Source organism: Pelosinus fermentans JBW45 (assembly GCF_000271665.2).
GTDB classification, from domain to species: Bacteria; Bacillota; Negativicutes; order DSM-13327; family DSM-13327; genus Pelosinus; species Pelosinus baikalensis.
Map to the genome: position 1 here is coordinate 3,235,146 of NZ_CP010978.1, position 14,452 is coordinate 3,249,597.

Here is a 14,452-nt window from a genome sequence, read left to right on the forward strand (position 1 = left end):
CTACCAACCCCTTAGTCCTTCCAAAGATTATTGGCCGCATATTTCAAGATGACATTACAACAATGGTCACAATAACCATTCGCCTTTAATTCCTCACCCATAACATTATATTTGGTATCTTGTTCTTTATCCCGTACTCTCGCCTTCGTAATGATACGTGAAATTTCTTTAACGGCTACCGTTAACTTCTTTTCAATGGCTTCCTTTAAGGGTTCATAGCACTGGTAATCAATTTTACCGCCATTACGCAAGACGGAGAACATATAAGCAGTCACGTCCTGACGAAAACCAGGTGCCGCAGTACTATAAATACCAACCTGTTCTTCGATCGACTGAAGAAACTTAAGATCAGGTTCCAGCTCTTCGCCTGTATTCTTATCTTTTATCTTAGTTGAATTAGCGAAAGCCTCCGCATGATCCAAATAGTTATTAAATAAGCTTTCCGCCTGTTCACTATATCCATGTATAAAGGCTCGTGTAATTTCTTTCTCCAGAATCTTATGATACTCTTTTTTAATGGTATCTTGTAAAAAAACTAAATACCGTTTTTTATCATCTTCAGCAATGGCCAATTCTTTAACAGCTTTAGTTAACGTATCTAAAATACTAATTGGATTAATACAATTATTTTCTGATTCCGATAAAGCAACATCTACAGCCTTCATAATAAAGCGAGTAGAAATCCCCGTCATACCTTCTCGCTGCGCTTCATCCCTGAGTTCAAAAATATCGATTTTCTTCGTAGAACCTTTTTCCACGATTTCCTCGCCATTATATAGTTTCAATTTTGTTAATGGGTCTACTTTGGCTGACGGACTCAATCGAGTTAAAATGGCAAACATGGATGCCATTTCAATCGTATGAGGTGCAATATGAGCATCAAAACTGCTGCTTCTTAAAATTTTCTGATAAATCTTTACTTCTTCATCCAGCTCCAGGCAATAAGGAACTTCAACTTTAACAATTCTGTCTAAAATCGCTTCATTCGTATGATCGGATTTAAATTTATTCCACTCCGCTTCATTCGAGTGAGCTAAAATGATGCCATCAAAATAAATCATAGAGCCCTTACCTGGCGACGGTATGGACTTTTCTTGAGTAGCGGTAATCATCGTATGCAAATATTCCACATCATTCTTAAAGACTTCAATAAACTCAACCAATCCCCGATTTCCTACATTAAAAGCTCCGTTCAATGACAATACTCTAGGATCATCTTCAGGATATAAATCCATTTTAGAAATATCAACAGACCCAATCAACACGGAAGTATCTTGATTATTGGGGTCAACTGGAGGTACTGTACCTATCCCTTTACGGGACCGAATGGAAAATTCTGCAGTTTCTACAGGAAAGCGCTCAAACTCACCATGGTATTCATTTTTTAAACGATAGCGGCAGACAGGGCAAAGATCACCTTCAATTTTTACACCTAACAGCTCTTCAAATTTGGGACGAAGGTGTTTCGGAATCAAGTGAAGCGGCTCTTCCCGCATTGGACAATCTTTTATGATATAAATAGAATGGCTCATTTCCAGCATTCGTTTCAAGGCCTCCATTATAGAAGACTTGCCCGCACCGACAGGACCAACAAAATAGAGAACTTGCCTAGATTCTTCTCCTTTCATCGCCGCAGAATGAAAATAACGCATAATTTTCATGAGTGTCTTATCGATGCCATAAAAATCATTTTTAAAATATGTATAGCGCTTTAATAGATCATTGCCATAGATTCGTTTTAAACGTGGATGCTCTTCCGTTTTTACTGTTTCTACGCCAGCAGCAATCAGCAAATCATACATGCGCTGATGCGCCAGCATGACTACCTTAGGATTTTCCTTAATGATTGCCAGATAATCAAGAAGCACACCATCAAACTGTCGATGCGTCTTTGCTTCCCGGTCTTGTTGTATAAGACTTGCAAAGTCAAAACTTTTCATAAAATTGCCCCTCCCCTTAATTTACAAGCGTACTCTCGGAGAAAAATCATATATAGCCGTAAACTAGCAAATGAGCATAAAGCGTGGATTAAGTAGCAGGTTGAAGCCTTAGTTATGCGCTCATCTTTTCCGTCCTAAATGGCACTTTCCGAGAGACTATCCTACAGTAGTAAAAGATATTTAGAAACAATTTCTTAGAGGCTTTCGAATAGATGAAATCTATATTATAGATATGCAATTCCTTGCAAACATTATTACTATAGAATTTTTTAGTCTAAGGGTTCTTTTACCTCTTAACTACTGATTTTCATTAAATGATCCTGAAAAAAGGTCAACAAAAAACACACCCGTTGCTTCCGGAGCATTTGGCTACAATACTGGCGAAATACCAACTCCTGCACCGCGCAAAGAAGGTACAATAACTATTATTAAATAAGAATACAGTATGAGTCATACCATAATGACTCATACTGAAAACTAGAGGCTATATTCCATTAGAATATAGCCTCTAGTTTTTCTCATTAGTTCACAGCGGACAAATATGTAGAAAGGATTTTAGTTAAATCCCATCCCCATCAATACCATGCAATTCATCTTCACTTAAGCGATTCAAATCAAAAGGAGTTCCTTGATATACATAATAATTAAGCCAATTGGAAAACAGTAAATTGGCTGCACTGCGCCAACGCACGATTGGTGTTTTTTGAGGATCATCATTAGGATAATAATTGACTGGAATATTAATAGGCAACCCTTCTGCCACATCACGATCATATTCTGTTTTAAGAGTTAATACATCATATTCAGCATGACCCGTAATAAATAAATGCCGATAGGTTTTGTCAATGACTGCATAAACACCCGCCTCTTCTGACTCAGACAGGATGGATAATTGGGGCACCTTCTCCACATCTTCTTTTTTTATATCTGTATGTCTGGAATGAGGAACATAAAAAACTTCATCAAAGCCCCGAAATAACATTTTTTCTTTCATATTTACGGTGTGAGGAAACACACCAAATAATTTTTGAGGTAAGTCATGTTTAGGAATACCATAATAATGATACAAAGCAGCTTGAGCTCCCCAGCAAATATGCAAGGTAGAATAAACATTCTTTCTACTCCAATCCATAATTTCACATAACTCATTCCAGTAGACAACTTCCTCATAAGGCATTTTTTCCACTGGCGCGCCAGTAATGATCATGCCATCATACTTACGATCTTTCACGTCAGCAAAAGTTTCATAGAATTTAACGAGATGTTCATGAGGTGTATTTTTAGGTTCATAGGTTGCTGTGTAGATGAAATCAAATTCTACCTGTAGGGGTGAATTCCCCAATAATCGGAGTAATTGTGTCTCTGTAACAATTTTCGTCGGCATCAAATTTAATAGTAATATTCGAAGTGGACGTATATCTTGCGCATAGGCACGATCCTCATCCATTGTAAAAATATTTTCTTTCTCAAGAATATTTACAGCTGGCAAATTATTGGGGATTTTTATAGGCATATTCTTTGACTCCTTTTCACTTGAAAAATCATTGGAACAAATTACGTACTTTTATTCTAATGCAATTCTCCAATAAGTCCTAATATTCCTTTTCACTATTCTTAATTTATTTGCCATCCCCAACCATTCTTAGAAAATCTTCTTCGTCTAGCACTTCTACCCTTAACTGCTGAGCCTTATCAAGCTTGCTGCCTGCTTCTGCGCCAGCAACCACATAATTCGTTTTTTTACTAACTGAGCCGGATACTTTACCGCCTAATTTTTGAATGATGTCAGATGCCTGATTGCGACTCATTTTTTCTAAGGTTCCTGTTAATACAAACGTTTTCCCTGAAAAAAGCTGATTTTCCGTAATTGTTTGTTTTTCTTCTATCATGTTTAAGCCAGCAGTTTCAAGTCTAGCAACCAGCTCTAAATTTTCTTCAGCAGCAAAATACGCAACAATGCTTTCTGCAATTTTAGTACCTATTTCATCTAGCTCCAGCAGTTCTTCTACTGAAGCTTGCTTTATATCCTCCATATTACCATAACGCCGTGCTACGATTCCGGCAGCTTTTACACCAACGTGACGAATGCCTAAAGCAAATAATAATCGGGACAATCCTGCCTGTTTGCTGTTTTCAATAGCAGTCAGCAGATTTTCTGCTGACTTTTTACCCATTCGGGGTACTGTAAGGACTTGTTCCATTTCTAATTGATACAAGTCTGCCACATCTTTAACAAGACCAGTATCTACTAAGGCATTTAATACCGCTGGACCCAAGCCATCAATATTCATAGCATCACGAGATACAAAGTGAATCAAGCCTTCTCGAAAAAGTGCAGGACAGTGGGGGTTTGTACACTTGTGAGCAGACTCCCCCTCTTGCCTTATTACTTTGCCTTTGCATTCAGGACATTCCTCTGGCATAACAAAGGGGATCTGTGCTCCAGTACGTTTCTCCATTACCACTGAAACAACTTTCGGAATGACTTCTCCTGCTTTATGAATAATTACCGTATCTCCAATACGAATATCTTTTTCGTCTATATAATCCTGGTTATGTAAGGTCGCTCGGCTAATGGTGGAACCCGCTACTCTTACAGGGCGAAGAATTGCTGTTGGCGTCAATACTCCCGTCCGTCCAAGCCCTACAAAAATATCTTCTACCACAGTAATCGCTTGCTCCGCTGGAAATTTATAAGCAATCGCCCATCTCGGATCTTTAGCTGTATAACCTAAGATTTGCTGACTGCTTAAATCATTTACCTTTATGACCATCCCATCAATCTCGTAAGGAAGTTCATGACGCTTTTCAGCAAAACCCGTACAGTAGGCAATCACATCTTCGATCTGATTAAATATCTTATAATGAGGGTTGATTTTTAGTCCTAGTTGATTGAGATATCCAAGCACTTGTCCATGTGTAGTTAATTCAATACCTGTATAAGTACCAACGCCGTAGACAAAGATATCTAAGGCTCGATTGGCTGTCACCTTAGGGTCAAGCTGACGCAAGGACCCTGCAGCAGCATTACGCGGATTTGCTAATAATGCTTCGCCTGCTTCTTCTCGTTCATAATTTAAACGCTCAAATTCCTTACTGGGCATATATATTTCACCACGGACCTCTAGAAAAGAAGGAATCCCAACATGATCACCACGCAGCATTAAAGGTATTGATTTAATGGTTCGAATATTCGTAGTCACATCTTCTCCCTGGGTACCATCGCCCCGGGTAACACCACTCACTAGATGACCATTTTCATAAGTTAAATTAATTGCTAAGCCATCAATCTTTAGCTCCACTACATATTCAATACCCTGCTCTTCTCCCAGACCACTTTGCACTCGATTATGAAAAGCCAGTAATTCCTCTGCAGAAAAGCAATTTCCTAAACTACGCATGGGTGTAGCATGATTTACCCGCTTAAAACCGCCTGCAACCATACCACCCACTCGCTGGGTAGGAGAATCCGCCGTGATCAACTGGGGATAGGATGATTCCAGCTCGATTAAACTACGCATTAACAGATCAAATTCTCGGTCCCCAATTTCAGGATCATCAAGAACATAGTAACGATAGTTATGATAATGGAGTTGTTCACGCAACTGGATGATTTTGTTTTGAATTTCCTGTATATCATCTATCTTTTTTTCCACGACTTTGATCACTCCCAAATTAGAATCAGGAAAGCTGCAGCATAGACTGCAGCTTTCTTATATTGTCATAAAAGTATCTTTTTATACCAAGCTGCTCTAACACGCAGCCTAAGGCTTACTATTGCTTCTCTATTACACTTTGGTAATCGGCGCCATATTCGCAACGACAAGTTTGATGCCAAGGCCAGGAAACGCAATTTTAAGTTCCTGGCTGTCTCCGCTCCCCTTCACTTCAATTACAGTACCAATTCCCCACTTTGTATGCTGAGCCTTATCAGCGACTTTCCAAGCACCACTGCTTTGCCCTTTTTGAGGATGAGCTTTCATAATAGGAGCTCGCAGGGGACTTTGTACAACGGATGAGGTCGAAGCAGGCGGATTGATGGTCGCCTTACTTCCATTACTGGCAAAACCATAATGATTTTGCCTGCCTGAATATTTTTCCACCATGGCACTCGGAATTTCGCTCAAGAACCGGGATAAAGGAAACATTTGCGTCCTGCCATAAATGGTGCGCATGCGGGCATTGGTCATATATAATTTGCGGCGGGCTCTTGTAATACCTACATAGCAAATTCGCCGTTCTTCTTCAATTTCTTCTTCATTCATTAATGTGCGTGAATGAGGGAAAAGCCCTTCTTCCATACCAGCCATAAAAACAACTGGAAATTCCAATCCTTTTGCAGAGTGCAGCGTCATAAGTGTAACACGGGCTTCTGATATTTCAGCATTATCAATGTCAGCTACCAAAGCAACCTGCTCTAAGAACCGTTCTAAGGTTTCTTCCCCTTCACTCTTGGCAAACTCCTTTGCAACACTTAGAAACTCTTTTAAATTGTCCAGCCTATTTTCATCTTGCAAATCCGTACTCTTTTGCAACTCCTCTACATAACCAGAGTCATGCATTACTTTGTTCACTAATTCTACAACAGACAAAGAATGTACTTGAGCCATTAAGTTAAAAATCAGTTCCGCCAAAAATTCTAACGGAGCTTTTGCTCTTGCAGTAAGTCCTGGTACTAATTCAGGATTACTCACCACATCAAACAATGTCATATTATTCTCTGCAGCATAAGCTGTTAAGCGGCTAATCGTAGTATCTCCAAGTCCCCTCCTGGGCACGTTGATAATTCGCAAAAGACTGACACTATCTGCCGGATTAAAAATAACCCGCAAATAAGCTAAGATATCTTTGATTTCTTTACGATCATAAAATTTTAACCCGCCTACAATCACATAAGGAATACCAGCCTGCATGAAAGCTTCTTCAATAGCCCTAGACTGGGTATTGGTGCGATATAATATTGCAACGTCACCATAAGACGTACGATACACTGTATTTAGCTTAGTAATAGTATCCCCAATGAACTGGGCTTCATCCTTCTCATGGTGAGCTAAATAGTGAGTAATCAGTTCACCTTGAGGATTTTGCGTCCACAATTCCTTCGGCTTCCGGGAGCTATTGTGCTCAATTACAGCGTTAGCAGCATCTAAAATCACTTGAGTCGAACGATAATTTTGCTCTAAGGTAATCATCTTGGCTTCTGGATAATCTTTTTCAAAATCTAAAATATTACGAATATCCGCTCCCCGCCAGCCATAGATACTCTGATCCGCATCACCTACAACACAAAGATTGCGATGCTTATCCGCCAGCATACCTGCCAACAAGTATTGGGCCCTGTTTGTATCTTGGTATTCATCAATCATAATATAGTGGAATTTACGTTGGTATTTTGCCAAAACCTCTTCATTATTCTGTAAGAGTCTCACCGACAGCATGAGCAGATCATCAAAATCCAATGCATTGTTAGTACGCAGTTTCTGTTGGTATAACTGGTAAATCTCTGCTATTTTTTGTTCATGAAAATTACTGGATAAGGATGTGAATTGCTGTTCATCTTGTAAGGCATTCTTGGCATTGGATATGGTAGCCAGAACACTGCTTGGCTGAAACTGCTTATCATCCAGATTTAATTGTTTTAAACAACTCTTAACGAGAGACTGGGTATCGGATGTATCATAAATTACAAAATTACTTTTATAACCAGCCATTCCGCTAATCTCCATACGCAGAAATTTAGCACAAAAAGCATGAAACGTACTAAGCCAAATATCTTTGGATTGAGCACCGACCATAGTATGCACGCGCTCTTTCATTTCTGCAGCAGCTTTATTCGTAAAAGTGATGGCTAAAATATTATAAGGTGCTACACCTTGTTCCAAAAGATAGGCAATGCGACAAGTTAATACCTTGGTCTTACCAGATCCTGCACCCGCCATAATGAGTAGCGGTCCATTGGTATGTAAAACTGCTTCCCTTTGCATGGGATTTAAGCCAGCGATAATATTTTGCATAATTTCCTCCGTAGTAACACAACTTTTGAGTTTTTAATAACTTTAATTAATTCGGCAAAATTACAATAGTTCCTGTTAATTATAAAAAAAATAGATTATATAGAGCATATTAAGCTCTTCTATAATCTATTTATAGCCAAACCGTTGAGCTATATTCTTGCGGCTTCTGACATGGGTGGAATAATCTGCTTCTTTCGCGACATAACACCCGGGAGATACAAAACTCGATCCTTACCCTCGCTGCCAAAGGCTTGCTTTAATAAACTAACAGGCTGTCCAATGTATACTAAATGAGTGCCTTCATTCAAAATATCTGTAACCATTAATAAAACCATATCATAGTTTTCCTTCTGACGCAGTGCTTCCATACTCTGCTGCAATTCTTCTTTTATCGATAGAACTTCATCAGCATCCATAACAGATATTTGTCCAATCGTCATCCGATAATCGCCAATCTGAAATTCCTTAATGTCATTGGCAATAATATCAGCCGTTGACATGCCCTTAATACTAGCTCCTGCTTTTAATATACTCATCCCAAACTCAAAAACATCTAATTGAGCAAGTTCTGCTAGTTGGCGAGCAGTCCTTTGATCCTTCTCAGTGCAGGTTGGTGATTTAAATAGAACCGTATCAGATAAAATAGCCGCTAATAATAGTCCTGCAATATTTTGCGGTATGGTTATATTACGATGCCAGTACATGTTAGCAACAATCGTAGCCGTGCAGCCAACAGGCTCATGTCGGATAAAGATCGGTTCACTCGTTTGCAGGCCGCCTAAGCGGTGATGGTCAATGATCTCTATGATTTGGGCTTCTTCAATTCCTTCAACAGCCTGCCCGCTTTCATTATGATCTACAAGAATTACTTTTGTCCGCTCCTGCACAATCAATTTATCACGATGAATAGCTCCGACTAATTTTCCATTTTCTACAACTGGATATACTCGATAATTCGTATCAGCAACTATTTTTTTAATATCGGTGACTAAATCAGTAGGTTTAAAGGTAATTACTTCTTTGCGCATGACCATTTCTAACGGAATACTTTGGTTTATTAAACGGGCACAAGTGTAGGTATCATGAGCCGATGCAATAACCAAAATACCTAATCCGGCTGCTTTTTGAATTACTTCTTCATCCACCTTAACATTGCCTGTAACTACCAGGCAGGAAATACTACAATCTAAACAGGTTAATTGTGCATTCTTGCGGTCCCCTACCAATACAATATCATTCGCACTAACAAATTTTTGTATTAAACTGTGGCTTCCAGCTGCAATATGCACTCTACCTGCTACTTTACGTTCTAAGTTATCTCCACAGAGTAATTTACCTTCTAAAGCCTTTAACACACCAGCAAAATCTACACCTGCTTGGCTTAAATCCTGCATTTGCAATTCATCAAAATATAAATTCGCTAAATCACCTACGGTTACAACGCCCGTCATGAAACGCTTTTCATCTACAACAGGCACTGATTTCACCTTATGTTGTCTCATAATGCGTCCTAAGTCCCGCAATGTATCTTTAGGACCCGCCGTTACTACTTCTGACTGCATAATATCCTTTACCCTTGGATATAAATCCGTAATCAGTTCCGGCGGGGTAAACCCTAGCGTTTCTAAAACAAACTTTGTTTCGCTATTTATTTTTCCAACTCTGGCCGCTACAGCATTTACCCCTCTAACTTGCTGAAAATAAGCATAACCAATTGCCGAGCATATGGAATCTGTATCTGGATTGCGATGCCCGACAACATAAGTCGGTTTAGAAAGTTCTGTCATGATAAGTCCTCCAGTGCTATTTCTTATACTGCTACAATTTTTCCACTTTATATTTTACCTTATTTATTGATAATTGAATAGCAAGTTATTAATAAAAATAGAAGGGCTTGCCCAAAAGTCAAACCCTTCTATTTTTATTAAGTAAATGATAGGCCAACGGAGTAAAAAAAACAAGAGCTACCAAGGCAATTCCAAATAAAAAGGTGGAAGAAAATATATCCAAAAGAGAATATCCTAAAACATTATAGGCAAAGGCACCAGGAATCATCCCAAGGGTAGTGGCCGAGACATAGTCACGAAAGCGAATTTTAGATAATCCAGCTAAGTAACTGACTGGATCATAAGGGAAAATAGGTACGATTCGCATAAATAGCATGGTACGAAAGCCATTAGCCGCCATCTTGCTCTCAAATAGCTGTAAGTGCGAAAATTTACTTAGGTATTTTTGCATTTTTTTACGCCCTAATAAGCGAGCTATTACAAAGCACAAACATGCACCTATTACTCCACCAATTACAACATAAAAAGTACCCCACCAAGGGCCAAAAGCCAAGCCGCCAGCCAACGTGAGGACAATGGCAGGAAATAAAAGCAAGGGTCTGATACTATACATAAAAACGTACATTACAGGTCCCCACCAACCAAAAGATACTACTACATTACGAATCGATTCAGGCGTCAGGCGACTGACTCCTACAACATGTACAAATAATAAACCTAAAAAGACTAAAACCAATAAAAAACCAGCTTTTATCGCTGATTTCTTTTCACATAGCATCATCATTATTAAATACAAACCTCAATTTATAGTAAGAATAAAGCCCTAATATCGACTTACAGATTATAACTTTATTCTTACTATAATGTAAAGATAAAAATATTTTTTATGTCAAAAACTCCTTTTATTATATATCTTTCATTAAGCTGGGGAATGAGAAAGAGATTTAAGCAGTTTGCGAACAAGGACCGCACAACACATCAGTCACTTTGTAACCTTGCATCATCCAATCAGCAACTTGACTTTTCATCTCTTCCATCCGCTGCATGATACTTAGTGAGGTTTCAGGATCACCATATACTTTCCACATCCCCTGACAGGTATGACCGTCTTTACCCCTGCCCATAAATCCCATAACATCTTTTAAAGGTATTCCCAATAGAATTCCCATTTCGTGAGGGCACATGGATTGAAAACGCCCTTTAAAATATAACAAAAGATCTTCTAAACTCATGCTTGTATGATAACCGAATCCTTCTAAAAAGCGTCGATTTTCTTCATCATTAACATAACTGTTTAATAAATCAACACGATAAAAAAGTATTTTCATGCTATGGGGCTCATTTTTAAGTACCAGCCACTCCACATTACCATTTGCTAATAACGCTTCACCATATTGAAGCCACATTGTCTTCATAAAAATTTTGGAGGAATCCATTAGATTAAGCAATGTACCTGGTTTTTCACCATAAATTGTAGGGGCTAATTCCACAGCCAGCCACTTAAAGAAAAAGTCAGCATCATTCTTACTACCTTGAACTTGCAAAAATTCTTTCCAACACATATCCATTCCACCTTGTAAAATAATAATAATGCTGATTAATTCATTACACCTGCAGAAACTAACTTTTCTTCAACAGACCCCCAAGAACGTTTGGCAAATACCAACGGTACATCCTGCGCTTTAGCAACGGCTTTTACCATCTTAGCAGTATTATGATTCACATAATCAGTTAATACTAATACAAACTGGGTTTTTTTAGGGATGCTGATTTTATTTTGATTTGAGACTCGCCTTCCATCAATATGCGTCAATTTAGTTACCCCTAACGAATACAGATTCTTTTCAATAATTCCTAAATAATCGGCTCCAATTACAACAATAGACATATTAATATCCCCTCTTCATTTTATTTATTATCGACTACCTGTTATTGATTATCATTCTCATTAATTGTTTAAAAAATAAAGTTAGCCTAAAAGCTATCTTCATCCACTTAGCCTATTTATCATCTTTCTTATCTGTACATCCGCAGTCATTACAACTCTCTGAACTACAACATGATCCTCCTTTTCCAGTTACTTTTTTCCACACAGTTAGAGCAAAATAACCTAATGCCACTGCACCAATGCTGTATAGTATCATGTTTTCCATCTCAAATTCCTCCTTTTTAGCATCACCTAAACTAAGATTATATTGATAAGGTTTGGGTTTGCACTAAGCGAACTAGTGCAAACCAACAAACCAATACTAATTGTTAAACTAACTACCAAAGCCTAATAATTTACCACCTTGGTATACGATAAATGTCACAACCCAAGCCAAAGCTGTCCCATAAAGCAAGCTAAATGCTGGCCATTTCCATGAATTGGTTTCTCTCTTCATTACTGCAAGAGCAGCTAAACATGGAGAGTAGATTAGTACAAATACCATTAGACTGTAAGCGACTAGCGGATTTAAATTAGGATCTTGTGCTAGTGCATGTTTTAGAGATTTAGAATTTTCATCTGTCTCTCCCAAGCTATAAATTGTTCCCATCGTACTCAGCACTACTTCCTTAGCTGTGACACCGGCAACAAGACTAACACCAACTCGCCAGTCAAAACCAAGAGGCTGTATGACAGGTTCTACAAATTTACCCAATTGCCCCGAATAACTTCTTTCAAGCTTTTCACCCGTTTGTTCATTTTCCAAATGAGTCTTTTCTTCTTCCAAAGAAGCAGTAAGCTCAACATATTTTGCAGCACTGGCATATAGTTCTGGGTTATCGGTTTCAATTTGTTGCATTTTTTCTGTTTTTGCAGTTTCAAGCTCTGTATACTCTGCACTATCTTCTTCTAATTCTGCTGTAGCCTCGTCAAATTCCGTATTAACATCCTGAATTTCACCAACTAAAGCTGTAAGTTGTTCATTTTGTTCAACATCTTCAATATTTAGCGGCGCTAATACATCTTCGCTAACTTGTCGAGTGTATGTTTCTTCAGCTTGCACTGTTAAAGCTTCATAGTCTTTACTATATTCTACCTCACTAGGATAATTAGTCAAGAACCACATTAAGATAGAAGCTGCTAAAATTATCGTTCCTGCTTTTTTCAAATACAAAGAGCTGCGTTCCCACATATGAAGGACTATACTTTTAAGCGTAGGTACACGGTATGGAGGTAATTCCATAACGAAAGGTTCACTTTCGCCTTTGAATAAGGTTTTACGAAAAATACTCGCCATAATCATCAATAGTATAATTCCTAAAATGTAAATTGAAAATAATACATTACCAGCAACACTTGGATCAAAAAAAGCAGCTATTAAAACGGTATATACCGGTAACTTTGCACTGCAGCTCATAAGAGGGGAAACCAATATGGTAATCATTCGATCTCTAGGATTCTCTAACATCCTAGAACCCATAATTGCTGGTACACTACAACCAAATCCTAACAATAAAGGAATAAAGGACTTACCATGTAAACCGAACTTGCGCATCATTCTATCCATAATGAAAGCTGCTCTAGCCATATATCCTGTATCTTCCAATATGGAGATCGCTAAAAACAGTAGTATAATGCCTGGTACGAAGGTAAGAACTCCGCCTACACCTCCGATGATACCATCAACAACCAAGGATTTTAAAGAACCATCTGACATAGCATTTCCGATAAATTCGCCAAGCTTGCCAAATGCGTCTTCAATCCACCCGGAAGGGATATCACCAATGGTAAATACTAAATTAAAAACAACCCACATCAAACCAAAAAAGATTGGCAATCCAAACAATCGGTTTGTTAGAACTTTGTCGATTTTATCTGAAGTTGTTATCGCATGTGCATCTCTGACATCTGCAATCTGTTGGTATACCTTTCCTACAAATTGATAACGTTGACCAGCAACAAACAATTCAACATCTTCACCTATTTTATGACTTAATTCAACCCTGATTTTATCACATTCATTAATAACAGAATCAGAGTTCGATAACTTAGCAAGAGATTGTTTTATATTCGCATCATTTTCTAACAGTTTTAAAGCTAACCAACGTACAGGAAATTTGATTTCATTATGTAAGGCTGCCAATAAAGGTTCTAACTTTTTAATCGCCTCTTCAACATCACTTCCATAGTCAAGCTTAAAACCATTACTTTGTTTGTTGTCACTGGCTTCTGCAGCAGCCAGCAGCATTGTATCGGTTCCTTCATTGCGCACACCTATCGTACGTACAACAGGGGCACCATTCAAACACTGGGAAAGTTTAGAATCATTAATTTTTACACCTAAATCTTCAGCTACATCCACCATGTTTAATGCTAATAATAAAGGATGTTCCAGTTCTAAAAGTTGTATGGTTAAATACAAATTCCTTTCCAAATTAGATGCATCCAGAATATCAATTACCACATCGGGCTTATCATTTACAATAAAATTACGCGTTACAACCTCTTCTTGTGAATATGCAGTTAAGCTATAAGTTCCTGGTAAATCTATAATTGCAAATTCTTTATCGCCTAAGTTTTTATAGCCTTCTTTTTTCTCAACCGTAACGCCAGGATAATTACCTACATGCTGGCGTCCTCCAGTCACATTATTAAAAATCGTCGTTTTACCAGAATTTGGATTACCAACTAACGCAGCTGTTATTTTTTTTCTTGTCATCCTCATGCCCCTTTCAATCAACACTAAACTATTAGGAATTAATTCTCATTATCACCTATAAGATG

General features: G+C 38.2%; 10 protein-coding genes. All 10 read right to left on the reverse strand.

The window, feature by feature from the left end; translation table 11 throughout:
* Positions 1 to 11: 11 nt before the first annotated feature.
* Positions 12 to 1,940 carry a PrkA family serine protein kinase gene (locus JBW_RS14330; RefSeq protein ID WP_007957628.1) on the reverse strand — a complete coding sequence of 643 codons (1,929 nt, stop codon included), beginning with the start codon at positions 1,938 to 1,940 and terminating at the stop codon, positions 12 to 14.
* Between the two features lie 559 nt (positions 1,941 to 2,499).
* Positions 2,500 to 3,453: a homoserine O-acetyltransferase MetA gene (gene metA, locus JBW_RS14335; RefSeq protein WP_007957629.1), complete on the reverse strand. Its 954-nt coding sequence runs from the start codon at positions 3,451 to 3,453 to the stop codon at positions 2,500 to 2,502.
* Positions 3,454 to 3,559: 106 nt separating this feature from the next.
* Positions 3,560 to 5,596 (reverse strand): NAD-dependent DNA ligase LigA, encoded by a 2,037-nt coding sequence (gene ligA, locus JBW_RS14340; RefSeq protein ID WP_007957630.1) that lies wholly within the window; start codon positions 5,594 to 5,596, stop codon positions 3,560 to 3,562.
* Between the two features lie 132 nt (positions 5,597 to 5,728).
* Complete coding sequence (gene pcrA, locus JBW_RS14345) at positions 5,729 to 7,954, reverse strand: DNA helicase PcrA (protein ID WP_007957631.1); 2,226 nt, start codon at positions 7,952 to 7,954, stop codon at positions 5,729 to 5,731.
* A gap of 149 nt (positions 7,955 to 8,103) precedes the next feature.
* Positions 8,104 to 9,741 carry a putative manganese-dependent inorganic diphosphatase gene (locus JBW_RS14350; RefSeq protein ID WP_007957632.1) on the reverse strand — a complete coding sequence of 546 codons (1,638 nt, stop codon included), beginning with the start codon at positions 9,739 to 9,741 and terminating at the stop codon, positions 8,104 to 8,106.
* 118 nt (positions 9,742 to 9,859) lie between these two features.
* Positions 9,860 to 10,525, reverse strand: a complete 666-nt coding sequence (locus JBW_RS14355) for a TVP38/TMEM64 family protein (RefSeq protein ID WP_007957633.1) — start codon at positions 10,523 to 10,525, stop codon at positions 9,860 to 9,862.
* Between the two features lie 160 nt (positions 10,526 to 10,685).
* Positions 10,686 to 11,303 (reverse strand): DUF3793 family protein, encoded by a 618-nt coding sequence (locus JBW_RS14360; RefSeq protein ID WP_007957635.1) that lies wholly within the window; start codon positions 11,301 to 11,303, stop codon positions 10,686 to 10,688.
* A 35-nt stretch (positions 11,304 to 11,338) separates the two neighbouring features.
* On the reverse strand, positions 11,339 to 11,629 hold the full coding sequence (locus tag JBW_RS14365; protein ID WP_007931788.1) for a DUF2325 domain-containing protein: 291 nt from the start codon (positions 11,627 to 11,629) through the stop codon (positions 11,339 to 11,341).
* A 112-nt stretch (positions 11,630 to 11,741) separates the two neighbouring features.
* Positions 11,742 to 11,894: a hypothetical protein gene (locus JBW_RS25395; RefSeq protein WP_007957637.1), complete on the reverse strand. Its 153-nt coding sequence runs from the start codon at positions 11,892 to 11,894 to the stop codon at positions 11,742 to 11,744.
* 108 nt (positions 11,895 to 12,002) lie between these two features.
* Positions 12,003 to 14,387 (reverse strand): ferrous iron transport protein B, encoded by a 2,385-nt coding sequence (gene feoB, locus JBW_RS14370; RefSeq protein ID WP_007957639.1) that lies wholly within the window; start codon positions 14,385 to 14,387, stop codon positions 12,003 to 12,005.
* Between the last annotated feature and the right edge of the window lie 65 nt (positions 14,388 to 14,452).